Source organism: Paenibacillus silvestris (assembly GCF_009882985.1).
GTDB lineage: Bacteria > Bacillota > Bacilli > Paenibacillales > NBRC-103111 > Paenibacillus_E > Paenibacillus_E silvestris.
This window is the reverse complement of the sequence record NZ_WTUZ01000039.1, coordinates 30,707-54,515: the sequence shown is the minus strand read 5'-3', so window position 1 is coordinate 54,515 and position 23,809 is coordinate 30,707. Positions and strand designations below refer to the sequence as shown.

19 protein-coding genes are annotated in these 23,809 nt (G+C 44.2%); 6 read left to right on the top strand and 13 right to left on the bottom strand.

Annotation, left to right across the window (positions count from 1 at the left end):
• Positions 1-13 precede the first annotated feature (13 nt).
• The 5 genes from GQF01_RS29670 to GQF01_RS29650 all read right to left on the bottom strand — a co-directional run bounded on the left by GQF01_RS29670 (position 14) and on the right by GQF01_RS29650 (position 7,945).
• Positions 14-2,392 (bottom strand): glycoside hydrolase family 31 protein, encoded by a 2,379-nt coding sequence (locus GQF01_RS29670; protein ID WP_202556777.1) that lies wholly within the window; start codon positions 2,390-2,392, stop codon positions 14-16.
• Positions 2,393-2,397: 5 nt separating this feature from the next.
• Positions 2,398-4,290: a glucosidase family protein gene (locus GQF01_RS29665; protein WP_161410670.1), complete on the bottom strand. Its 1,893-nt coding sequence runs from the start codon at positions 4,288-4,290 to the stop codon at positions 2,398-2,400.
• 48 nt (positions 4,291-4,338) lie between these two features.
• Positions 4,339-5,991: a type 2 periplasmic-binding domain-containing protein gene (locus GQF01_RS29660; protein WP_161410668.1), complete on the bottom strand. Its 1,653-nt coding sequence runs from the start codon at positions 5,989-5,991 to the stop codon at positions 4,339-4,341.
• A gap of 96 nt (positions 5,992-6,087) precedes the next feature.
• Positions 6,088-6,975 carry a carbohydrate ABC transporter permease gene (locus GQF01_RS29655; RefSeq protein ID WP_161410665.1) on the bottom strand — a complete coding sequence of 296 codons (888 nt, stop codon included), beginning with the start codon at positions 6,973-6,975 and terminating at the stop codon, positions 6,088-6,090.
• A gap of 10 nt (positions 6,976-6,985) precedes the next feature.
• Entirely contained in the window at positions 6,986-7,945 is a 960-nt protein-coding gene (locus GQF01_RS29650) for an ABC transporter permease (protein ID WP_161410664.1), read from the bottom strand.
• Positions 7,946-8,206: 261 nt separating this feature from the next.
• Here GQF01_RS29650 and GQF01_RS29645 point away from each other — a divergent pair, with 261 nt between their 5' ends.
• Together GQF01_RS29645 and GQF01_RS29640 are read left to right on the top strand one after the other, a co-directional pair.
• Complete coding sequence (locus tag GQF01_RS29645; protein ID WP_161410662.1) at positions 8,207-9,937, top strand: cache domain-containing sensor histidine kinase; 1,731 nt, start codon at positions 8,207-8,209, stop codon at positions 9,935-9,937.
• Positions 9,924-10,652 (top strand): response regulator transcription factor, encoded by a 729-nt coding sequence (locus GQF01_RS29640; protein ID WP_235960731.1) that lies wholly within the window; start codon positions 9,924-9,926, stop codon positions 10,650-10,652. The genes GQF01_RS29645 and GQF01_RS29640 overlap by 14 nt, the downstream gene beginning before the upstream one ends.
• A gap of 74 nt (positions 10,653-10,726) precedes the next feature.
• Here the strand turns inward: GQF01_RS29640 and GQF01_RS29635 are convergent, their stop codons facing one another.
• From GQF01_RS29635 to GQF01_RS29625, 3 genes are all read right to left on the bottom strand, one after another.
• A complete protein-coding gene (locus GQF01_RS29635; protein WP_161410658.1) occupies positions 10,727-12,334 on the bottom strand; it encodes an extracellular solute-binding protein in 1,608 nt (535 codons plus the stop codon).
• 332 nt (positions 12,335-12,666) lie between these two features.
• Positions 12,667-13,422 carry a YheC/YheD family protein gene (locus GQF01_RS29630; RefSeq protein WP_202556776.1) on the bottom strand — a complete coding sequence of 252 codons (756 nt, stop codon included), beginning with the start codon at positions 13,420-13,422 and terminating at the stop codon, positions 12,667-12,669.
• Positions 13,423-13,560: 138 nt separating this feature from the next.
• Entirely contained in the window at positions 13,561-14,193 is a 633-nt protein-coding gene (locus GQF01_RS29625; protein ID WP_161410656.1) for a TetR/AcrR family transcriptional regulator, read from the bottom strand.
• A 174-nt stretch (positions 14,194-14,367) separates the two neighbouring features.
• Between GQF01_RS29625 and GQF01_RS29620 the strand changes: the two genes are divergently transcribed.
• Both GQF01_RS29620 and GQF01_RS29615 read left to right on the top strand, forming a co-directional pair.
• Entirely contained in the window at positions 14,368-14,955 is a 588-nt protein-coding gene (locus tag GQF01_RS29620; protein ID WP_161410654.1) for a sterol desaturase family protein, read from the top strand.
• A gap of 101 nt (positions 14,956-15,056) precedes the next feature.
• Positions 15,057-15,254, top strand: coding sequence for a C4-dicarboxylate ABC transporter (locus GQF01_RS29615; protein WP_161410652.1), 198 nt, complete (start codon positions 15,057-15,059; stop codon positions 15,252-15,254).
• Positions 15,255-15,417: 163 nt separating this feature from the next.
• On the opposite strand, the gene GQF01_RS29610 is transcribed toward GQF01_RS29615, so the two are convergent.
• The 5 genes from GQF01_RS29610 to GQF01_RS29590 form a co-directional block, all read right to left on the bottom strand.
• Complete coding sequence (locus tag GQF01_RS29610; RefSeq protein ID WP_161410650.1) at positions 15,418-16,575, bottom strand: Ger(x)C family spore germination protein; 1,158 nt, start codon at positions 16,573-16,575, stop codon at positions 15,418-15,420.
• The gene (locus GQF01_RS29605; RefSeq protein ID WP_235960657.1) at positions 16,572-18,161 is read right to left on the bottom strand and encodes a spore germination protein; all 1,590 of its coding nucleotides are present in this window, start codon (positions 18,159-18,161) and stop codon (positions 16,572-16,574) included. Before GQF01_RS29605 ends, GQF01_RS29610 begins: the two co-directional genes overlap by 4 nt.
• Positions 18,050-19,150, bottom strand: a complete 1,101-nt coding sequence (locus GQF01_RS29600) for a GerAB/ArcD/ProY family transporter (RefSeq protein WP_161410648.1) — start codon at positions 19,148-19,150, stop codon at positions 18,050-18,052. The genes GQF01_RS29605 and GQF01_RS29600 overlap by 112 nt, the downstream gene beginning before the upstream one ends.
• 206 nt (positions 19,151-19,356) lie before the next feature.
• Entirely contained in the window at positions 19,357-20,358 is a 1,002-nt protein-coding gene (locus GQF01_RS29595; protein ID WP_161410646.1) for a type I glyceraldehyde-3-phosphate dehydrogenase, read from the bottom strand.
• Between the two features lie 45 nt (positions 20,359-20,403).
• Positions 20,404-21,318, bottom strand: a complete 915-nt coding sequence (locus GQF01_RS29590) for an alpha/beta hydrolase (RefSeq protein ID WP_235960653.1) — start codon at positions 21,316-21,318, stop codon at positions 20,404-20,406.
• 215 nt (positions 21,319-21,533) lie between these two features.
• On the opposite strand from GQF01_RS29590, the gene GQF01_RS29585 reads away from it, so the two are divergent.
• Both GQF01_RS29585 and GQF01_RS29580 read left to right on the top strand, forming a co-directional pair.
• Entirely contained in the window at positions 21,534-22,109 is a 576-nt protein-coding gene (locus GQF01_RS29585) for a TetR/AcrR family transcriptional regulator (protein ID WP_161410644.1), read from the top strand.
• A gap of 250 nt (positions 22,110-22,359) precedes the next feature.
• Entirely contained in the window at positions 22,360-23,445 is a 1,086-nt protein-coding gene (locus GQF01_RS29580) for an NADH-dependent flavin oxidoreductase (protein WP_161410642.1), read from the top strand.
• The last annotated feature ends 364 nt before the right edge of the window (positions 23,446-23,809 follow it).

The window sequence follows — 23,809 nt, the reverse complement described above, 5'->3', positions numbered from 1 at the left end:
TATTTAGTCAATCCTAGGTTCTTGACCCAAGTATCTCAACTATTTTACCGAAAATATGGCTATCCAGCTTCCGGCCTTCCAGATTTCTTATCTTTTTCGAAAAGTTTGTTTCGTTACTTAACATCTCAAACAATTCCAGCTTCAGATTAAATTCAATTTGAGTCGTATGGAGATAGTCATATAAACGCTTTAATTTATCCTGTTCTTCAATGTGGCTATATGCCAACGTTAATTGAATCGCGTCGGTATTTTTTATATCCTTTAACTGCACAACCAGCTCATAGTTGCTCCAGCAGCAATTAACCTCGACTGGCTCACCGTTAACCGTTAAAGCTACCTTTTGTTCCGGTACGTTTACTAAAACGATACGATAATCGCGGTTTTCTGGCGATACCGTTAAATCTCCTTCAGCAGGATGAATCGTGAAGACCGGCTGTTCATTCCAAGACAATTGAAACTTGGTTGCTAACCAGCTTTCTTTTCCATATTCCTCTTCATTGTTATCTTCCCACATGGTGAATTCTCCCGAGGCGCCGGCAAACACCCGTAATTCAAGCCGTGAAGGATTATGAATGGAATTGGTAAAAGTTGATAAATCTGTAAGTGGTATGATACTTCCCATTTTGGCTAGAACCGGAATCTCACTCATTCCGCGATAGAAGGTTAAGCGGGTATTACCCGAATAGATTTGCCCCGTAAAGAAATCTACCCACTCGCCTTCCGGCAGCCAGCCGTTAACCGCCGCAACCTGCGAGCGTTTATCGACTGGGTCGGTAATTGGCGCAACAATAAGCTCCGTTCCGAAATAGTATTGATTTTTGTATGGATAAGCGTCATCATTCCAAGGGTCGTTGTAATACATAGGCGCAACAATAGGCTCCCCTTGCTCATGGGCACGCTTGTTCATGGCATACAGATATGGAATGAATTGATGCCTTAGGCGCAGGAAACGTTCTATTACTTTTTCGTATTGCGGAGCATAATTCCATGGTTCTTTTCCAGAGAATATATTATCCGAGCTATGCAGACGATTAATTGGCGAGAATACTCCGAATTGAATCCAACGCGTCACCATCTCATCGTCTTTAATTCCAAGCATATGCCCGCCAATGTCATGACTCCACCAGCCGTAACCGATATTGCTTGCGTTGGCCGTAAAATACGGCTGAAACCGCAAGGATTCCCAAGTTGCATGCGTGTCGCCGGAAAAGCCGATCGGGTAGCGATGGCTTCCCGGGCCTGCATATCTGGAGAAGGTTAGCGGTCTTTTGCCATGCTTGGCATTGTCAAAGTAATGATAATGGTTCAGCATCCATAGCGGATCTAGTCCTTCAATCTTGGAATGAGATCCTTGTTGCCAATCAATCCACCAGAAATCCACGCCATTCTCTTCGTTGGGATGATGAAGAACTTTGAAGTAAGCCTCCGCAAACTTCGGATCGGTGAAATCAAAAGGAATCATCGGACTGCGCTCCGGGTCGATGCCTAAAGCGGCTTTCATTTCAGCATACATGTCCTCGCTTGGACGAACGCCATCAGCAGGATGCAAATTCAGCGTCACCTTCAAATTCTGATCATGCAGCCAGCTCATGAATGCTTTTGGATCCGGGAATTTCTCTTTATTCCATGTGTAACCCGTCCAGCCGCTGCCGTATTTCGGATCAATCTTTGTTACATGCCAGTCCATGTCGATAACCGATACGGAGAAAGGAATCTCCTTCCTCTTGAATTCGGTCATCAGCATCTTGTAGTCCTCTTCACTATAGGGATGGTAGCGACTCCACCAGTTCCCCAAAGCGAAACGCGGCAGCAAAGGCATTGCACCCGCTAGATCATAGAAGTCTTTTAAGGCTTGCCTGTAATCTCTTCCATAGCCAAAAAAGTATAAATCAGTGGCTTTCGACGTTCTTGGCGATATCCAGCCATTCTCAGTAATTTCTAAGGATTTGCTGTCATCCAGGAGGGAGTAGCCTTCTTTGGATAAGATACCTGGCTCGAGCGGCAGCGCACCGTTAATATCATCTAAGGTCCGTGCGGTTCCCTTTAGATCCTTGGGCACCTCCCCATACTGCCATGTTTTCATGTAAACCCCTGAAATATCGTTGACATGTATGGATAATCCTTTGCCGGAGAATGCCCTTTTGTCATACTTCAACAACAATTCACTTGTTTGAATTTCCAGAGCTTCCGCGGTTTCAAAGACTTCAAATTCCGGTGTTTGAAAGTTCCGGTTAATCACAATTTGTGTAGGTAAATCTTCAAATTGGCCGCACTCGCTGTATTCCAAACGAATGAGCCGGCTTGTTAATACGGTAAACCGATACTTTTCTCCAAGGATGATAGTCTTCTTTGGCGAAATCGGATTGGTTTTCAGACGTTCCTTTGTTATCATGTTGATCACCCGACAACAGGTATCCAGGTGCCTGTCATTCCCTTGTCCAAGGATACGACGGTTCCAGCTTCAAGCACGCTTTCAACACCTTCGCTCGTAAACTTCCACTGCGAATATTGGGGATAAATGGCAGACAGGTCAACCTCAAAAGTTCGGGTCACCGTTCCCAGATTCGTCAAACGGAAGGCATCCGCTTCGTATTCGTAGCTCAGCTGGAATCCATTCTGCTCAAGAACAACCTTACCGGTATTCATTAATCGAGGAGAAATTTGCAGATCTGCCTCGAACGTCTGGCGAACGCCCAGATACTCATGAACCAGAACCCATGAATACACGCACGGGTATTCGTAATAATGCGCTGCGCCATGCCAATCTTTATCATCTATATAATAAACATAATTCATGTCGTAACGCTCGCCCATGATATAGCCTTCTTTGGCCGCTTGCTCCGCCACGCGCATCAATTGCCCCAGCAACACCTTGCCGTTTTTCTTCCACGTCCAGTATGCTGCATCCCAGCACCAATATCGACCCGCCGCGCATAAATCGTACGGTCCTCCGTCACCGATCTCGGCATCCGTATACTGATCAATATGAGCCGCAAGAAAAGTAGGAAAGCGTTGGAATTGATCAATATGCTCGTCCACAAGCGCGGTAACGCTTTCTTCTTGTTCCTTTGACGTGTATCCGAATAGAACGGGCAGGATATTAGCAAGCAAATGAATATGATCATGCGCCACGCCACTGCGATCCACCCAATCTACGAAACGATGATTCGTCTCGTCCCAATAGCCCATTGGCAGGGGTTTCGCCAGGCTGCTTCCAAGAAGAGCGGCAACTTCCTTATAGTGCGCTTCCTTCTCCCCTCTTCCCAAGCGATGCTCGAGCTCTGCCAGCAGGTTAAAGGAACGAGCGGCTAGTGCCGTAGCAAACGTCTCCCGGCCATCCTTGATGACCTGATCTTCGTAATAAACGTCGGACCATAGTCTGCCATACCGGTCCATCTGATCTTCGATACACGAAGCGGCACCTTCCAGCGCCTCGATGTGGAGTCGAAGCCAGTCCCAATCTTTCGTAGCCGCGGCATAGAGCCAAGCTGACTCCAACACTTCTACGTTGCCCGTAATCAGGAACATAATCGCGTTGGTCGAGCCGTCGAGACTGCTGCGGCGAACGTGATATTCCCTGTCCCCATTTGGCTGAATCGCGCATGGATCGCGCCATAGTCCTTCGGGATCTTCTTTCATCAGCTTGATTTGCAGCTCGATCATCCGGCGGACGACGTCGTAATCCAGCTCGTTGCCCCAGCTCATGCGCCCTTTGATCTGAAACTCATGATCCACGTCGGGATAGGTCCCGCTGTAGGTCGATTGCAGGGTACTGAGAACATATCCTTCCGATATCGGATAGTTCGAAGCTCGCGTTCGTTCGATAACCGATGGCAGCATGGTTCCCCAATAGAGAGAAGCAAGAGCATGTGCCAGCTTCTCTCCATGTTCGAACTCCAACTGAAACCTGTTGCCAAAGGTATCGGCTTGAGGCCGGCTTTCGTAAGCAATCAGTTCGCACGATGCCGCTTGCACTCGAACGATAAGGCTCTCCTGATCAGGCGTCAACAGGATTTCGATTTCCCCATCTGCTTTGATCAGCCATGAACCTTCAGAGGAATCTGGATCTGCTGGAAGTACCCAGGCATAATCTCTGCCCGCAACTGATTTATGTTCGGCATTCATCGGCAGGACGTACCATTCCTTATTGTGATCTAGTACGAATGAGGGCCCTTTCACCATCTCTAATTCGATGGGTCCTTCATCTTGAACCGTAAGCTTCCAAGATCTGTTGTTCATCTTCTCGCTGCTTGCGCTAATTCGCTTGATTGTATTACTTTCTAATGTCATGCTTACCACTTTGTGACACCTTCCTTTAAACGATTTCCAAATGGAAATTTATTTCCCCATCCGTTTCAAATTCTTCTGATACTGATCTGTCCAGTATGCCTCGACTTGCGGTAGTCCAACGGAATCTGCTTTTTCAATAAATTCTTGATAAATGCTCTGGCTCTCTTCTTTGGAGCTGGCAAAAATCATTTTGACGCCATACTGCGCGTACAAATCCGTTACTCTTTTTAAAATAATTCCTTCTTTACTGTTTGGCATCGGATCCAGATTTTCCAATTCCGGCATGTATTTCACTTTATCTGCGAACATTTTGTTATATTGAATGAAACTTGGGTCGGTGTTATTCCATTCCGGATAAAGCCACCAAGCCGTATTCGTCGCAAACCAATATTCCCCTAGACCGTTTTTGGCGGAAACTCCCGACCAGTCTTTTTGTTTCACATCCCAGTATTCCTTCAGATAGAGCGGTTTGCCATCCACCACATTATAATGAGGACCCGTTACGATATCACCGCTATATTTGTCTCCTTTGACTCCCCACTTGGCCGTAATGTGCCCTTGTTGTGAGGCCATATAAGCCAGGAAGCGTATTGTGCGCTCTGGATGTTTATTCGATTTCGGTATGGCAAAGGCGTTCCAGCCGCCGCCAGTTCTGACTTGAGAATAGGCCTGGAATGGTGCCATGACTTTATAGCTTGTCTTTGGATTGTCAGCCGGTGACTTTGTTCCTTCACCGATCGCCCAAGCGTAAGAAATCGTTTTGCCACTATTAATTTTCTGGGTGAAAATGTCTTTTGTATCGATAAATGTATCTTTGGTTAGTAAGTTCTTAACACTAAGTTGGTTCATGAAGCCTAAGATTTGTTTGAAATTATCACTGCGCAGACCGGATTTGATTTTATTTCCATCAACGTTATAACGGAAATTTGGGAGCATGCTATTTGTCCCCATTTGATAATCTCGATCGTTAGTCAGGTCTCCTACATTTGCATAGAAGCCCATTTTGTCGGGGTGTTTGGCTTTTATTTTCTCTAAAGCAGCGACGTAAGCATCCAGTGTGCTAATATCCGGATTTCCAATTTCATCTAGGTAGTCCTGACGAATGGACCATTCTGGCTGGTTCGTACCAACGAGCGCATTGTATTTTTTAGCTTCCTGCTGATACTTTTCACCTTCGATAAAATCAACGTACTTGTAGGTGTGAGAGTCTTCTCCCTTATAGTTAGTGAATGCTTCCTTGGGAGCATCCTTCAACAGCTCTGGTGCATATTGGGCAGCTAATTCATCTAGAGAATATAGAAGGCCTTTTTGCTCCATGATGCTCCAGGCCGGGCTGTTCTTATCCGCCATAACAATATCGGGCAGCTTCCCGCTATTAATCATCAGATTCAGCTTCTGATCATCATCGGTAACCGGTTTTGATATTTTGATGGTTACGCCTGTTTCCTTCGTAATCTGTTGAGCCGCCGAATCCGTCCAGTTGTTACCGAACCAGGAAAAGTTCAAATACGCATCCAACGTAATGGGGGATGTATCTACTTCCCAACTTTTCTTCCCATCTGCAGATGCTGCCGCAGTTGGCGCCGTTGTTGATGCTGCTTCGTTACTCGTTTTTTCTTTCGTGTTGGAGCATGCACTGAATATGGAGACACACATTGCACAAGATACAAACAGAATAGTACCGCTTTTTATTTTTTTCATCTGACTTGCAACCTCCCTGAAATTAAAAATCGACTGTTATTTCATTAGCTAATCTGGATTTGGATGCGTGGACCACCCCTTTCAATCCTACATTCATCAGGCTTTAATTGCCCCTACCAACATCCCTTGTACGAAAAACCGCTGTAGAAACGGATATAGAATCGTAATCGGTGCAATTGAAATAATTAATGTCGCATATCGCATCGACTCAAGTGTCACACTTGACCCGTTATTGCCAATATATCTTTGTATCTCTTGCTGAGCTTCCGATAGCGACAATAACCGCATTAATATAACAGGCAGTGTCTGCAGACTTTCTTGGGTAATAAAGAAAGATGAAATGAAATAATCATTCCAATGAAAGACGGCTACGAACAACGATACGGTAGCAAATACAGGCGTTGACAGCGGGATAATGATATTCCAATAAATACGGAACTCACTGGCCCCATCCATAAGTGCGGATTCGACAAGCGCCTCTGGTATATTCCGAAAAAACGACATGAATAGCAGACAATTGAAAAATCCGAACATGTAAGGAACAATGTATACCCAGAAAGTATCTAACAGATGCAGGCTATTCAGTACCAAGTAAAGCGGAATAAGACCACCGGAAAAATACATGGAGATAGCCCCCATCGACACATAAACCTTACGCAGCTTGAGGTGTGGTCTCTGGAGCGAATAAGCAGCCATTGAAGTAACAAATATCGTTACAGCCGTTCCAACCACGGTTCGGATTAGTGTGTTTTTCAACCCGATTAAAAGTAATTCCTGTTTAAATACCAACTGATAATTTTGGAGCGAAAACTCGCGCGGCATCCAATAAATCGGTGCTTTTGCAGCGTCTGCTCCATCGTTCAAGGATTGAATAAGCACGAAATAGAGTGGATAAAAAGTAGCCGCAAGTACAATGAGCGATAACGCCCATACAAGGGTATCCACGAAGAAATCTTCCCTGCTTTTTCGAAATGAAGTTCTCATGAGATGCCTCCTAGAAGATGTTGCTGCCATTTATTTTTTTGGCTGTCCAATTCGTTACAAGCAGCAAGGTTAACGATAGCGTAGAAATAATAAGATCAGCGGCAGCAGCGAAGGAATACCGCATTTGAATAAGTCCATTGTCAAGTGTGTAGTAGCCCAGTGTGTAGGATCGATCATAATTAAACATGTTGCCTAGCAGGTAGCTTTGATCGAAATTGGATCCCCCGTAGAACAGATTGCCAATGTTCAAAATCAACATGACCATGATCGTGCTCCGAATGGCGGGCAGGTTGATATGCCAAATACAGCGAAGTCTCCCTGCGCCATCTATTTTGGCCGCTTCGTAGATCTCCGAGTTGACGCCTGTGATCGCCGCCAAGAAAACAATCGCTCCCCATCCCGTTTCTTTCCATAAGTCCAACATAGAACCAAGTCCCCAGAACCATTTGGCATCCGCCATAAATCCGATAGGCTCCTTCGTTACATGCAGCGACATCAATACGTGATTCACCATGCCTTGCGGATCCAGGAAAATAAGACAAAGCGTAGCCACAATCACGTAAGATAGAAAATGGGGCAAGGTACTGATCGTCTGGACCAGTTTTTTATAAGAGCTTGACCGAATCTCATTCATAACGAGAGCGAATAGGATGGGAGCAATAAATGTAAAGACGAGCTTTACGATGCTCATCCCGACTGTATTTTTCATCGCCAACCAGAAACGGTCATCCTCAAAAATTTCTTGGAAATGCTCAAAGCCGACCCATTGTCCACCGAATATCCCATTCGTCAGGTCTGTTTCTTTAAAGGAAATGAACATACCTAACATGGGTAGAAAATTAAAAATTAGCATGGCGAGAACAGCCGGTAACACCATTAGTTGTAAAACCAACTGCGGCTTGGAGAGCCGATCACGCAAGCTTATAGGAAAGGTTGGCTTTTCGGCAGTCGACAGCAAAGGTTTAGTCATTCTTATCACTCCATCGTGTTGTGTATATGGATCAGGCGAACTAGACTTGTAACATGGTTTAATAGTACCAACCTACATATTCAATTTCAGTATCGAATCTTTAGTTTTTAGTGTACGATTTTTATACCCTTGTCCTTGTTAAGGTTTCTGCCCGTCGCGCTGATATATAATGTAGAAGGCAAGCTTTGCAATTGACTATCGATAGAACCTGATTTAGAGGAGCAGAATAGGATGACCACCAAAAACAACCTGCTACACAAGATGAGCTTTAAATCCAAAATATTCCTGACTTATCTATTACTCATTCTTATTCCTACTGTAGGAAGCAGTATATGGATCTATCAGAACCTGATTCAGGACTTGGTGAAAGAACGAAATCACGCGAACAATCAACAGCTGTTGTACGCTGAAACGGATATTAACAATAAGATCGACGAAGCTGAAAAAATAGGCTATATGGTTTCAGTCAACACAACACTGAACGACGTGCTCAGCCAACCCTACTATGATACGGTCACTTGGATCAACATCATGAATCAAAGCGTTAAGCCGATGGCTTCCTGGATTGAAGCGACTACCTATACGATTGGGAAGTTTCGAATACTTGTCGAAGATGACGAAGTGCCGGAAAGCGATTTTTTCAATCACTCCTCTTCTTACGCAAAGCAGAGTTGGTATTTGGATATGAAGTCCGGCACGCAGCAAGGAAAAGCTTATTGGCGGCATGATGCCTCCGGGCAGTATTATCTTTACTATGCGCTAAGCAGCAGCAATTATAGCAATAGCGGAGCCTACTTGGAACTCATGGTCCGCGGATCGTATTTATTTGAAAGCTTGCAGGTCAAGGAAACTTTGAATTCAGGCGTTATGGTGGTTCTGGATGATAAGGGGAAACTACTTTACAGTGATACGGAGACTGCGCTGCCGCAGCTGCCTGATCAAGACACCCTAATTGACGATACCGACTACTCTGTCCTGACCGAGCCTATTCGATTGCCAGGCGCCGTTCTCGTCAGCATGACACCAAACAGCGTGATGATGACGCATTGGACCAAATCCCGCAATGTTTTTCTCGTTATCCTTGTGGTTTCCGTCACGATTCTAGCAATTTCCGCCTATCTAATGGCTGTTTTCTTAATGCGAAAAATCAAACAAATCCTTGCCGGCATTCGCAGGATTCAAAAGGGTGACTTTGATATTCAGATCCCCGTTCACGGAGAAGATGAGATTGACATCGTCGGCCACAATATCAATGTCATGGCTTACAAAATCAACGAGTTAATCGAACGTGTATACAAAACTGAAATTGCGCAACGTGAAGCGGAGCTTTATGCCCTTCAGGCGCAAATCAACCCGCACTTCCTCTTTAACGCCTTGGAAACGATGCGCATGATGGCCGAATTCAACGATCAAGAAGAGCTTTCGGAAGCTATAACCGCACTCGGAAGCATTATGAGATACAGTATTACACATAGCCAGAAGAAACAGACTTTTGTCTGGAAAGAATTGGAGCATTTGAATGACTATCTAAAAGTCCAGAATTTAATGCATAATGGCCGTATACAATTACAGACTGATTTTTCGGATCGCATCAACCGCCTTCCTATCCCTTCGTTCATCTTCCAACCCATTGTTGAAAATGCGATTAAACACGGATTTCACAATCGGAAAGGAAATCTCATCATTTCTATATCCATTAAGGAATATGAAGGCGTTTATTTGTGCCGGATTGCCGATAACGGGACAGGGATGGACAAGGAGCGGCTTGCGTTCGTTCAACGAATACTTAAAGAGGACGTAGACGAAGTCGGGACGCTAAGGCCATCGGAGGGCGGCGGCGTTGGGCTTTTGAATATTCTGCAGAGGATTCGGTTCAACTACGGCAAGCATTACGGGCTTGAAATCGAAAGCGGATTATCAGGGACGGTCGTTTCCATCCGTTTTCCCGATATTATAGGAGGAGTTCCACTTGTTCAGTATGTTAATCATTGAGGACGATGACATTATTAGACGGGGCATCGTTAAAATAGTATCCAAAATGGATTTGCCTATTACTACGATTGAAGAAGCATCTAATGGACTAGAAGCACTTGAAAAAATCCGGCAGATGGTTCCAGATCTCATTATTACAGATATTATGATGCCTTTTCTTGACGGACTCAAGCTATTAAAACAAATCCGAGAGTGGGAGCTCCCCTCGCGAACCATTATTATAAGCGGCTTCGACCAATTCAGCTACGCTCAAGAAGCAATCGCCTACGGCGTTGGCGCTTATTTATTAAAACCCGTAAAGAAAGATAAATTATATCAGGTCTTACATAAATTTATTCAGGGGCTGACGAAAGAGAGCACGCATCACAAGACTGCTTCAGATGGCTCTCAATTCGGACATGATGTAGGTTTCATCACGCGCTATCTGGAAGAGCATTATGCTGAAGATATCGACCTCAACAAGGCAGCTAGTCTCGTGTTCATGAATTCAACTTATTTCAGCAGCCTGTTCAAAAAAATGACCGGCGTCAGTTTCATTCATTACCTCCAAAAGATTCGTGTGGAGGAATCCAAGAAGCTTCTCAGTAACCATCAGCTGAAAATATACGAAGTCGCCGTAAAAGTCGGGTTCTCCGACGAGAAATATTTCTTCCGTGTCTTCAAGAACACGACGGGGCTTACGCCAAACGAATTTCGCCTATTAAAAACAAAATAAGAAAGGGGTGCAAAGGTCAGATTCACCTATGCACCCTCTTTATGCTGTTTTCTATCCCAACGTTTAATTAGACTTTAGCTCTTCTTCCAACGATCGTATGCTCCCTGGTAAATCTCTCGGTATCGGTCGGAACCCATCTTCTTCAAGGTTTCTACATACTTATCCCAGCCGTCCAGTGACTCCTGCCCAATAATAAACTTCGCTTCCATCTGCGTAACATACGAAGTCAGATCGGTAGTAAATCCTGCCACTTCTTGAGACTCTGCTTCCGTCAAAAACAATGCCGGGAACGGCACGCGCGCCCCTCTATCGAGTAGTTTGGTTTTGTTCTCGTTATCCACCCATTTTGCGAACTCATCCTTCACAGGTTCATCCGGTACAACCATCGGAGAAGCGATACCAAAGTTAGGTGTGATTTTCGAGCGGTACGCTTCTCTGTCTTCTCCATTTGGCACAGGCAAATATTCGATGTTAGTTTTGGAGCTGTCCGTAAATTTCCACAGAATACCCTCAGGGCCCTTGTTGAACAGCATCTCGCCTTCCTTCGAGTACATATAGTCGACCCAACGGATCGATGCTTCCGGAGACGGATTGGATTTGGAGATCGCGAAAGTCCCTGTCGAGAAGCCTTTGTTTCTCGATATGGCCGGAGCGCTTACCTTGTCACTTCGAACCGGGCTGAACATCACGTCCTCCGTATTTGGCTTCCCTCCATGCGACATGTAGGCATGCCAGGTGGAGAACAGCAGAACCTGATCGTTCATAATTTTAGCCTTCTTTTGGTCGTCCGTCTGCGAGAAAGATTCGTGATCCAACAGGTTCTCTGCCCAGAGCTTGTTCAGGTAAGTCACATAGCCTTTATAGGCATCTTCAGCTGGTGTGTAGTGAACCTTATTGTTATCGTCCACGTACAATTCTTCTTCATAAGCACCGAATGCGCCAAGAATCCAAGTACGGATATCTCTTAATTTGATGCCTGAGGAAGACGACAGCGGAATTTCATCCTTCTTGCCGTTCTTGTTCAGGTCTGTGTCTCTGACAAGCTTAAGTAGGTTGTACAACTCATCCGTCGTCTCCGGCAGCTTCGTTACATGAAGTTCCTTCAGCATCTTGCCGTTGTACCACATCGGATTTCGGTACCATGGCTGGAAAGGCTCGATACGTGGAAGAGAATAAATATGTCCATCTGGCGCAGTGATGGACTTGCGAATATCCGGTTTCTCGGCGAGCACTTTCTTGATGTTAGGCGCATATTCATCGATGAGCTTCTCTAAAGGAATCAAGATGCCCTGGCTCCCGTAATTCTGCTCTTCAGCCGGTGTGAGCTTCGATGCGAAAAAAATGTCAGGGTAGTCTCCACTTGCGAAAACGAGGTTCTTCTTCGTATCGAAGCTGTCCCGTGGTACATTCCGATATTCGATCTTAATACCGGTGAGCTTCTCCATCTCCTGCATGACCGGCATATCCTTCCAATTCTGTATTCCCATATCTGGAGCCATGATGGATAAGGTCAACGCTTTACTCACAATCGGATACCCTTCCTTATTCACCGAACTTTCCTTCGAACTTCCGCTATTGCTTACAGCGCTCCCGCTCTCTTTGTTGCTCACACAGCCGATCAGTACAGTCATTATCATAGCTACAGCGAGTGCGGACGCTACGACTTGCTTCTTTCTGTTCATCCTTCATTGTCCTCCTTCTCCATAATAGAGATCATAATTTGCAAATTACCAAGGCTGCTAGCGATTACACTAGAATCTTAATCTTCTTGGACATTCTGGTAAATATGTCGTTTTTGTACTGTCAAAGCCTCATGTAACCTCAACATGGATACATGTAGTTTCGCAAGTCATATGTAATTTTTGTTAAACTAAGTATTTAGACAAAACAAACACATGATTTCTTTTATGGAAAAGCGTGAAAGCTTACGAAAAATAATAAAAATCCGCCTAATAAGCGACGGATGTAGATGAGCAGCCGGATTGGCCTCTTCATTCTCAATACACTAAGATTTCTACGTGACTCTGCCGTATTGCCTGGCTGCTGTCCTGATACGACGATACAGCTTTCTGCCCTTCAAGTGCTTCCATGGATAAATGGCCGGCCTCGTATTCACTTCCAGAATCCATAGCTTCCCCTCGGTGTCAAGAGCCACATCAAGCCCCAGTTCTCTAAAGCCTCTTCGATTAGAATCAAATCTCTTTCCGACAGTAACGCCAAGCCGCTTCAATGCTGCTTCCTTACGAAGGATCGACTTGATCTTGTACCCTGCTCCTACCAGTGTTTGGTGAAGATAGCCGAGCCTGCCGCCTTGGTGATAATTCGTGGCAATCTTGTCCGGCTTGCCTATTTTCGTGCACATAGCCGTGCTTATCCATTTTCCTTTATTCGTCTTCTGAACCATGACTCGGATATCGAACGGTCTACCTTTTGTTTTGGCAAGCGAGATCCCCTGCTGAAGCAGATACGCTTTCCTTCCTGAGAACCGGGACAGCTTCTTGTGTAAATGACCTAGTGTCGGACTTGGCGATTTGACGGTTTGAGGTTTTGTTTGATACCCACTTGTGATTTTCTTGATACGAATGATACCAAACCCGCCCGTACCTCCCGTAGGCTTAAAATAGACAATTGGATAGGTGGATAACATCATCCGCAAATTTTTTCTGTTAAACGGAACTGTTCGGGGGATATGCCTTCGCAAATTCCGATGCTTTAACAGCCATTTGGTCTTTTGCCATTTGCTCTTGAAAGACATGCTTGCATATGTCAACTGCCTCAACCTCCCTTACTCTCAACATACGCTTGGCATTAGGTACTTGTCACAGCATCTGCCTAAACCGTTTCCAATGACATGGACTCTCGCCTAATGAAGAAAAACCGTCAGGAAGTTTCATCCTGACGGTCCTTTTTAAGTTACACGCGTTGGCTGATCTACGATATCTTTCCCTTTCAGTCCGAAGGTCTGTAAAGGGCCGAAAGTCGTCATGCGGGTTAACAACAACGCCATCTCTCGTGGAGAAAGCTGCATACCGCTTTCCAGCCAGTGCTGAATCATCCCTAAATTTGCGGATGCCAAGTAAGAGATCGCGTACTCGCGCGGTGTAGGAATATGCTCAGATTGAAGCAGAGACAGCTTTTCATAGAGATGCTTTTCCATAATCTGTTTCACTTGGCCTGGATAGGCTGGATCACCTTTGGATCCCAAGAGAACTTTGAAAAAAACGGCATGCAAAGTAAAAAAATCGAACAATTTCAGGAAAATGGGATGAGGCTCGTTCCGTGAAGCATAGTTCATGATTTGAATTGGGTCGATGTTTTTAACGATTTTCAAAATGTTGTTGAGCATATCCTCTTTGCTTTGTTCGAGTAGATCGTATTTATCACGGTAGTGCAAATAAAATGTCCCCCGATTCAAGCCGGCCTTCTGCATCAAATCCCGGATGGTCGTGCCCTCGAAGCCTTTTTCGTCGATTAGGTCAATTAAGGCATTCCTAAGCAACATCTTCGTTCGTATGATTCTGGGATCCGTCCTGTCCTGCATGTACGTCCGCCTCTTCCATGAACTATTTCTTGAACTAATGAACATACGTTATACAGCGTGTCGCGTAAGCGACTTTTGGAGGTATCTTGATCATTGAATTTAACCTCCAACTAATTATAATAAGCTGTGTAAGCATTAATCAACACCAAGTTCATTAAATAGGAGGAGATGTCAATGAGATCAGAAACGCCCTTTATTCATTATGTAAAAGAATTTATGGGCCAGCGTCTTATTTTGTTCCTATTCTCTCTTTGTCTCTTTAGCGGTTGTGGGGTCATCGCGACTTTCGGCACTTTCCGGACGATCGTAGCCATGTGTGTAGGTCCCGTACTTGTTATCTTAATTGAATATTTGGTTCACCGGTACCTTCTACATGAATTCCCGCGGATTGTTCCAATAGCATATAAGGGACATGTCGCCCATCATGATTCTCCAAATGACGTGAAATTTTTGTTCGGCCCCGTCTCTTTTGATATCTTTGCATATTTGCTTATTTACGGGACTGCGTTTATGGTGACAGGGTTTGATTGGCATCTGGCTTTGGCCGTAGTGTTCGGTGCATCCGGCTTTCAAGTTTATTATCAATGGAAGCACTATATTTCCCATCGCCCCATCAAACCGTTGACCCCTTGGGGCAAATGGATGAAGAAAAGACATCTGCTGCATCATCATTTAGATGAGAAATCATTATACAGCGTAACCAATCCTATGTTGGATATCGTCATGAGGACAAACCAGCCTAAATCGTCACCTAAATCTTAAATGCCATGAAGTCACATACCTACCTTATGTTGTACTAAGTGAACTGTCTTTTCGAAAGCACCGCTTGATTATACAAAACTAACTTGATGGAGATGTTGAACATGAGAGTAACAACAGGAAAATGGCTTGGTTGGATCGGCATTATTTTAGCAGTTATCGGCTTTTTCTATGCACCTGTATGGATGGGCAGCTTTGCTGTTGTCCTCGGACTCATCTGCCTGGCAACCCCGAAAAAGGGACTTGCCTGGTGGTCGGTTGCCCTTGGCGTGATGGCCTTTATCATTCCTTACTTTAGATAACATTCACCATACAGAGAAGACCGTTTGAAAGGTAGGTAGGTGACTTCATGGCAACCCTTGCGGAAAGCAAGGGTTCTTTGATTTTCGACGAGAAAATAGACTGTTACCGATTCTGCTAGCATTCTCAAATAGCCATCATTTTATGAAATAAAAATGGAAAGTACTAGTCAGGAAGCACTCTACCCTTATATTTTCCGCTTTGTATCAGTTGCACTCTGACTTCAATGTTGTTTAAGGTATCCTCTTTTAATACCAAGTGGCCACCATCGTTTAAGCGATGCCAAGCTTTAGGATCATTCCTATAAACTTCTTTAAACAAATTCAACAGATCTGCCTGTTTGGAAAGCCCCTTTCGATAGGTCGATATGATTTCATCTCGAACGACTTGTTCAGCTTGGTCTTCCATCATCTTTTTGGAAGCATTTTCAGTCATTTCTGTAACAGTTGCACGTGCCTCAACGTATAGGTCAAAACGGGCTTCATCATGCTTAATTAACGGCAGTATCTTATGATGAGGCTTCGTTAATACGAGTGATCCTGAAGGTTTTTTATTATCAGGAATATTAATGAAGATACGGTTCGTTTTCTTATTAAACCATCTAACGCCTTTCAGATCGTCTTCAGAAAACCACCCCGCTAATTGATGATAATGCATGGCATATGCCCCATCTATTCGAAACATGGCTTTCTTCATCTGATCTTCCTGCCATTCTTGTTTCGTTATAGAAATCGTTGGAAGTATGACCGTCCTGCCTTTTTCATTTAATTCGGCAATGTTTTTGTATCCATACTGTGGTTGAATCGAGGATCGCTGTTTAAAGCTTTCCTCTGGCGTATCCATGATCGTATCCAGTGGTGAAAGATTAAGCAGAGATTTTTGTGTAAAAATATCGGTGAAGCTCTCTTTTGTACCATACAGCAAAATATTATATCGAACTTCAGGGTAGCGATTTATTGCATCATAAACTTGTCTGAGTGCAGCTTTGCTTTTCAATAGGTCTTCCGTACAGATAATTGCTTTGATATGTCCCCAATATATTCTTAATTGCGAAGTCGCGTAAATGGAGGACAAAGCCTCAGCAACTGTCTTTCCCTCTCCCTTCCCAATCCATATCGGCAAATTTTTGCCTATCGAAATTTGATCACTCCTTGCAATATTCGAAAAGTTTAGAATCTGTACATACGTAATATAATGTTCGTCTTTATAATCAAGGCCAAGAGCCGTTACATACGCCATATTTTGTATGGTTTTGGAATCCCAACATCCTGACACCATGAAAGTTACTGCTAGAATGATATTCAATTTAATGATTACTTTCATGCAAGATCTTCCCTTTGCTTATCAGAGTCTACAGTATTTAGGTCTTCAGGTCTTTTTCTATAAAATCTCCAGGGAAGCCGTATAACAGCTCTTGCCATCTCTTTAAACACCGGGGGTGACAGTGGGGACATGTAAGGAACTCCGAAGGAGCTCAGCTTGCACATATATCCAATGAAGAGCACAAAACCAACGATTAATCCAAACATTCCGAAAACGGCAGAAATGAAAAAAAACACGAATCGGAGGAGGCTAACGGCTCCACCCAAATTTTGACTGACTAATGTTGCTCCTGTCACAGATACAATGGCTCCAACAACAATGACACTTGGAGAGACGAACCCAGCTCGAATGGATGCATCTCCAATAATTAATCCGCCTACAACGGTCAATGTCTGGCCAATGTTACTTGGGAGGCGAAGACCTGCTTCTCGAAAAATCTCCAACAACATGAGTAAGATAAACATTTCAATTTGTCCAGAGAACGGCAAGCCAATGCGTGCCGTGGCAATAGTTGCCATCAAACGAAAGGGAATCTGATCCGGGTGAAACGAAGTGAGTGCTACCCAAACGCCCGGCAGTAGGACTGATAATAGAAAACTGAATCCACGAATCAGACGCGCAAACGAAATATAATGGAAACTGAAATAGATATCTTCTGGTGATTTTAGCAATAGCAAAAAGGTCGCTGGCCCAATTAGAACCATTGGATTACCATCCACAATAATAACAAATCTTCCGTTAAGTAAATTAGTTACAGCCTTGTCAGGTCGGCCGGTGTAATCAAATAAAGGCATCATAGTGTACGGTTTATCGGAAATCTTCTGCTCTAGTTGATTGATACTTTGAAGTCCCTCGACATCAATTTTATTCATTCTTTTTCGAACTTCATTCAACACATCGGAAGAAATAATATCTGAAAAATAAAACAAGCCTACTTTTGTTCTTGTTCTTCTTCCCAATGTAAAAGTTTCATAACAGAGGGAATGACTGCGAATACGTTTTCGAATCAAGGCCACATTGACAACGATATCTTCCACAAATCCATCTCTAGGACCAATGATAGAAATTTCTGTGCTTGATTCCTCAGGTGTACGATCTGGAAAACGGGCTATGCACATTTTAAATAAAAGGTTCGATTGTGTGAACAGCAGCAGGAGATCGCCTTCGTAGATACATTCAAATATTTGTTCCTGCGATGTAGTGGCTTCTAGTGCAGTTAATGGCAATGGCATGAAGACATGATCCATTTGCAATTCACTTAACTTTTGCCGCCGATACAAGTTTTCCAGTTCTGGAAGAATGACCTTTGCAATCTGTGAGGAATCGCACAACCCGCCGCTATAGATAAGAATAACTTCAGCTGTGCCGCCTTCATCAAATTTATATTCTTGGAATTCAATATCTGCAGAGTGGAGTGTCAGCGCCTTGAGCTTCTGCTTGTCCCAACCTTCTACTGGTTTAAGTATAGTCCCCGTCATGCCGCTTCCTCCTTGAACTTCTTGGAAAATAACGAGATCGTTATGCAAACGATCGAAATGAACAAAGCCACCCCTAGGGAAATTGGGAAATAAAATCGATACATCCATAAATAAAGTGAATATTTCTCAAAGGGAACCATGGATAGCGCGACATAGCTGATTGTAACGATAAGGTTGAAGAGATTGCGTTGTCGTGAATTAGTCAAAGGCATCATTTCCACAAGTAAAAACTGTGCGAAGCCGACTCGAATAATCGCACCCGACATCCACTGTAAGACGGATAAAAAATCGACATGTTCGATATTGCTGCCCAATCTGACCAAGCGCCATTGTTCGTATGGAGATTCAGACTGTTTAGCAGCTTCAATAGGTCCAAATTCACTCACAGCTCCAATAATGGGGCCAACAGTTATATACACCAAAAACAAGGCAAATATAGCAATTTTCCACACCCGAGCACCGGACTTGAGACGATGTTGGACGGCTATCATCATCAGTAGTTCAATAAACCCGCCTCCGGCATAAACCATGCCATGTATGACGGGCTGCCAACCATGCTCCAGAACAGGTTTCAGAAGCGAATAATCTTTCTGCGGTGCATTCGAGAAAGCTACAAAATATCCAAGGACAACCACAACTGGAAGCAAGATACCGGCACTGATCGCTATCGTCCGTATGCCAGAGGTAGCATAGTAATGACATGCGATGCATAAAACAATGACCAACGCTAATTTAGGTGTACCTGGCAAGTAATCGACATTTGTCCAAATTGCGGTATACAAGACAGTTGACGATCCGATCATGAATAACTGTAAGCAAATCGGAAATACAATTATCCAGGATACGATGGTACTCGTCTTGCTTGCTAACCAAGGCTGCAGTTTCTGCTGGCCCGTTCTCTTCATGAACATAACAAGGAGAGCGCACCAAGGAAGAAATAATAATCCCGCCAGTATCACAGAGATCCAGGCATCTCTTCCAGCTGCATCTAGGAGTAAAGGGTTGGCAATGATATGGCTCATTAACCCATTCATAAGCATAAAAATCATACACACTTGTAAAAAACTGATTTTACCGATTGCCTTATCCACTGCCATCACCCAACCGAACCCATATTGACGAAACGTACTTATTGTTCCTTACGGTGTACTATTTATACTTTATTGGAAGGGCTTGGAGTACTAACGCAGATCTCCGCCTTGTTTTCTACAAACAGTAATGATAACGAGGGCGATCGGCATGAATTCACACAAAAAAGCCAACCAAAAACGAAGTAATAGATTCGCTTCCGGTTGGCATCTTTTTAATTTTTATTAGCAAGAAACGCGGTAACTTCGGCCAGTCGTGATGCAAAACCCCATTCGTTATCGTACCAGGTAGCGACAGAAAGAATTTCTCCTTGTAATTGAGTCAGAGGGAGATCCACAATTGAGGAATGGGAGTCTCCTACAATTCGAGCAGACGTCCATGCGCCTTCCAGAACATCCAGCACTCCCTTTAACGGCCCCTCTTTCGCTGCGAAGCGGAAGATATCATTAACTTGCTCTACCGTGCACGGCTTTTCCGTCAAAAGATTCAACTCGGCAATACTGCCAGTACGCGTTGGCACACGGTATGCCTTTCCAGTAATCTGTAAGTCTTTCCAAATAAATTTGAGTGCCTTTGCTGCTCCGGAAGAAGATGGAATAATATTTTCCGCTGCTGCCCATGAATCTCGCCGATCCTTCATCGGTTGATCTGTTAACGATTGGCTATTCGTGTAAGAATGGACTGTCGAGAATAAACCGTACTTAATCCCGAAGTTTTCGTTGATTAATTTGACAACGACAGCTAAGGCATTGGTTGTACAGCTTCCCATGCTAATAATCTTGTGCTTGTCCGGATCAAAAGTGTCCAAATTTATCCCTTTTAGCAGCACAGCGTCGCAATCTTCCAGTGAACTGCTAGGACCACTCAGTAATACGCGGCGGGCACCGCGTTCCAAATGTACGGAAGCTGCAGCTCGGGTAGAGGATCGACCTGTGCAGTCCACCACTAAATCCACGTCTAGACTCTTCCAATCAGGAACTTCGTTAGTCGAATTAATATACTTAATTTCACGTCCACCTATCACCATCATGCCATGATCTCCGCTCACGTCTTCATGCCAGCGGTTATAATTCGTATCTACTTCGAAAAGAGCGGCAAGCGTAGCTTCGTCTCTTATATCTGAAATAGACACGGGTACGAAAAGTTGCCTTTGTAAAGCGACTCTTAACAATTGCCGACCAATTCGTCCAAATCCATAAATCGCTATTCGTCCCATAATTTCCTCCATTGCGAATTCACTCTTGTTCTTCCCTAACTGTTCTTACTTCCTAGCTGCTTCATATAGTTTTTGCGCCAAATAACCAGGCTGCTCAAATGCCGTGGTCATATGATCACCTTCGCCGAGGATAAGTCGGAATTGACCCAAATGACTCGATTGAGCAGGATGGAAGCCATATTTATCTCCTTGTGGAGTAACAATATCAGAAGTTAAGAACAGATAGCTTTTCGGAATATTCAAACTATAAAACTTCTTTAGATCAAGTTTTTGAACAAGTGGCGCACCTGGCTCTGGTTTTGCTTTATTGTATATGGACTTAGCAATGCTTTCACTCGCTGTGTTTACAAAACCATCTCTAAATACGGCGAAAGGCAATTTGATGGTACCATTCCCGGATTGTTGTGCCAGTTGCCCAAATACCTTTTGAAGTTCTGTCGGTAATTGATCACTTAAGCTTTGTCCATCAAGCGGTACAAAAGCGTCAAAGAATACCAAGCGGTTTATCCGATCAGGGACTTGCTCAGCAACTTTCTGAATGACAGTACCTCCGAAGCTGTGTCCGACAAGGGCGATATTCGTCAATTTTTTCGATGTTATATAATCCACGATTGACTTCACAATATCCTCATGCTTCACAGCTGGATTGTATAAGGAACCGTGACCCGCATATTCGGGAGCATGAACGGTATGACCTTGTTTTCTCAGTTCAGCAGCGGCATTATCCCAGAAACTAGCGTCAGCCCAGGCACCGTGTACAAGTACAAATGTGATAGGTTCCTGCTTATTGGTATTTGTCGCTAGTTGTGTAATTGTGTTGCTAGAATTTTCGTAGGATGCACCATGTTGACTTTTGACTTTCACTGCATTCTTTCCATCCATTTGAGAACATCCTGTCAAACCGCTTATCAGGATCGTTGCTCCAAAAATTGCTCCTACCCAAGCATGAGTTGACTTCATATTTGTTGGATTCTCCTAATTTTCAGTTTAGTTGTCGGTGTTATTATCTGTTTAACTTGTTGCCCAGCACTGAATATAAAGTTACCTATTATGGCAGAATTGATACATGTAAAATATTCATTCTATACAATTTATGATAGAATTCATTTGTCGCCTTCCAACCGGTTAGGCAGATACTGCGTTCAAGCAAAAGAAATCATAAAGGGTGTGTTGAGATGTCGAAACTCCAAGACATTATTACGATTTCCAGAAAAATCATATATTATAAAGGCTACCAAGCTACGTCGATCAGCGATATTCTGGAAGAGGCTCACATCGGGAAAGGCCAGTTTTACCACTATTTCTCTTCCAAACGAGACCTCGGCCTGGCCGTCGTCGAAGATCTCGTCAAGGAATGGGACAGGGATGTCTTCGAGGGTATTTTCGCAACCGATCTTGATCCTATCGTGAAATTAAATAAAATGCTCGACAGAACGTTGGCCATCCATCTGGACGAAGAAGGGCATTCGGGTTGTCCCGCGGGGAACCTCGCCATCGAGATGAGCGAACACGACGAGACATTTCGGCTGAAAGTCCACTATATATTCGACCGGTGGATTTCGTCGATCGAAGGCGCGCTGAGTGAGCTGAAAATGCAGGGGCATCTCACGTCGGACATCGATGCCAAACAGCATGCACGAGCCATCGTGTCTATGATCGAAGGCGGCATTTTATTAAAGAAGAGTCAAAAAGAAGATGGCTTTCTCACGAATGCCATCGCGATCATTCGCGCGCAATACCGGCTTTCTTGAGCCGGGTTTCTTTCGTTTTTTCTATTGTGCATACGAAGCACTTTTGTTATAATCACTCTGTACCGAACGGTAGGTACAAACAAGAGGTTAGCTCATCGAGGAAGGGGTACCCAGATGCTTGACGATCATTTTTTTTGTCGATTCTGTACCGACAAGTAGGTACAGAATTGATTGAAGGAAAGAAACCACCGAATGTCCGCGGATAGCTTATATCATAACAACTTTTAAATCCGAGAGGAGTATTAAGAAAATGAAAGAAGCGTATACAGCACTTTTTGAGCCATTTCGGCTGCGCAGCGGCAAGGTATTGAAGAATCGAATTGTCATGGCACCAATGGGGAACTGGGGCTCATTGCCCGGAGGCTTTATTTCCGAGGAAGAACTGGCTTACTACAGCCCGCGAGTCAAAGATGCCGGCATGATCATCACTTCGGCTACAACGTTTACTGAAGATGAGCATTATCCCGGAGCGCCAACCACGTTGACGGATGAGCATTTGCCGGGACTTAGAAAATTAAGTTCACTACTAAAATCCAATGGAGCCGTAGCCATCGTGCAATTGTTTCACGGTGGAGCTCTAAAAATGGAAAATCCAGAAGCCCCGAGTGCCGTAGCGCCGGAAAACTCTGATGCTGCGCCTCCTCATGAACTGACAGATTCTGAAATCGAGGATTTGATTAAGAAATTCGGGGATGCAACCCGACGAATCATCGAGGCAGGCTTTGACGGTGTAGAGATTCATGGAGCCAATGGCTATCTGATACAGCAGTTCATTTCGCCTCATTCTAACCGACGACAGGACCGCTGGGGAGGTACATTCGAAAAGCGGCTGGCTGTTCCGCTCGCTCTCATCGAGGAAGCGAAAAAAGCTAGAGCTGAAAGTGGAAAACCGTTTGCCATTGGCTATCGAATTTCACCAGAAGAAGCATTTACCAACGGATTAACTATGGCTGACGCTATTCAAATTATCGATGTTCTAGCCGATCAGGAACTCGATTATATCCATGTCTCCCTGCATAATTTCTTTTCTAAACCCCGCCGAGGCGTGGAAAGTAATTTATCCCGAATGGAAATCTTGAAGGAGCTTGTAGGAAATCGTACACCACTCATTGGTGTTGGCGAAATTACGACTCCGGAACAAGCTGCGGCTGCACTATCGTCCGGTGTGGAACTTGTCGCACTCGGCAGGGCGCTTCTGCTCGACCCGAACTGGCTAAGCAAGGTTCAAGAAGGCCGAGAAGATCAAATCAAGAACAAGTTATTCCACAGAGACTTGCCGGAACTTTTATTTCCTAAGAAAATGTGGCAGCACCCTGACCTGATATTCGCAGATTAAGCCTGGCTCATGATTAGCGGCCGCGCCGTTGACCGAGCGAAAACCTTTTTTGACCTGTTGCGAGCGCATCTTCAAATGAACAGGAAATACTACCGCTAAATCTCCCAATAACGCTGCTACAGGCAGGAATAAATGGAATTTCTCCAGTTAATGCGGACGATTGGGCTTGGAAACAGGGAAAAAGAGAGAATTAACAGGACTTTTTCCAGTTATTAGGTTTGCCTGGCCTAGACTTGCTCGATATAAAGGGAGTTTTTCCAGCTATTCAATTCTACTCCACAAAAAAGAGGCTACCCCAAATCATCCAATGATCATGGGATAGCCTCTTCTTTGTGGCAAAGCCTCTTTTCTATCTCTTCCAATG

Excerpts from the sequence above, each read along its gene's own strand:
- GQF01_RS29615 (WP_161410652.1), top strand. The coding sequence starts at position 15,057 with ATGAGAGTAACAACAGGAAAATGGCTTGGTTGGATCGGCATTATTTTA.
- GQF01_RS29670 (WP_202556777.1), bottom strand. The coding sequence starts at position 2,392 with ATGATAACAAAGGAACGTCTGAAAACCAATCCGATTTCGCCAAAGAAG.
- GQF01_RS29650 (WP_161410664.1), bottom strand. The coding sequence starts at position 7,945 with ATGACTAAACCTTTGCTGTCGACTGCCGAAAAGCCAACCTTTCCTATA.
- GQF01_RS29610 (WP_161410650.1), bottom strand. The coding sequence starts at position 16,575 with ATGAAAGTAATCATTAAATTGAATATCATTCTAGCAGTAACTTTCATG.
- GQF01_RS29660 (WP_161410668.1), bottom strand. The coding sequence starts at position 5,991 with ATGAAAAAAATAAAAAGCGGTACTATTCTGTTTGTATCTTGTGCAATG.
- GQF01_RS29625 (WP_161410656.1), bottom strand. The coding sequence starts at position 14,193 with ATGCAGGACAGGACGGATCCCAGAATCATACGAACGAAGATGTTGCTT.
- GQF01_RS29640 (WP_235960731.1), top strand. The coding sequence starts at position 9,924 with ATGTTAATCATTGAGGACGATGACATTATTAGACGGGGCATCGTTAAA.
- GQF01_RS29600 (WP_161410648.1), bottom strand. The coding sequence starts at position 19,150 with ATGGCAGTGGATAAGGCAATCGGTAAAATCAGTTTTTTACAAGTGTGT.
- GQF01_RS29590 (WP_235960653.1), bottom strand. The coding sequence starts at position 21,318 with ATGAAGTCAACTCATGCTTGGGTAGGAGCAATTTTTGGAGCAACGATC.
- GQF01_RS29595 (WP_161410646.1), bottom strand. The coding sequence starts at position 20,358 with ATGGGACGAATAGCGATTTATGGATTTGGACGAATTGGTCGGCAATTG.
- GQF01_RS29635 (WP_161410658.1), bottom strand. The coding sequence starts at position 12,334 with ATGAACAGAAAGAAGCAAGTCGTAGCGTCCGCACTCGCTGTAGCTATG.
- GQF01_RS29620 (WP_161410654.1), top strand. The coding sequence starts at position 14,368 with ATGAGATCAGAAACGCCCTTTATTCATTATGTAAAAGAATTTATGGGC.
- GQF01_RS29585 (WP_161410644.1), top strand. The coding sequence starts at position 21,534 with ATGTCGAAACTCCAAGACATTATTACGATTTCCAGAAAAATCATATAT.
- GQF01_RS29645 (WP_161410662.1), top strand. The coding sequence starts at position 8,207 with ATGAGCTTTAAATCCAAAATATTCCTGACTTATCTATTACTCATTCTT.
- GQF01_RS29655 (WP_161410665.1), bottom strand. The coding sequence starts at position 6,975 with ATGAGAACTTCATTTCGAAAAAGCAGGGAAGATTTCTTCGTGGATACC.
- GQF01_RS29605 (WP_235960657.1), bottom strand. The coding sequence starts at position 18,161 with ATGGATGTATCGATTTTATTTCCCAATTTCCCTAGGGGTGGCTTTGTT.
- GQF01_RS29580 (WP_161410642.1), top strand. The coding sequence starts at position 22,360 with ATGAAAGAAGCGTATACAGCACTTTTTGAGCCATTTCGGCTGCGCAGC.
- GQF01_RS29665 (WP_161410670.1), bottom strand. The coding sequence starts at position 4,290 with ATGACATTAGAAAGTAATACAATCAAGCGAATTAGCGCAAGCAGCGAG.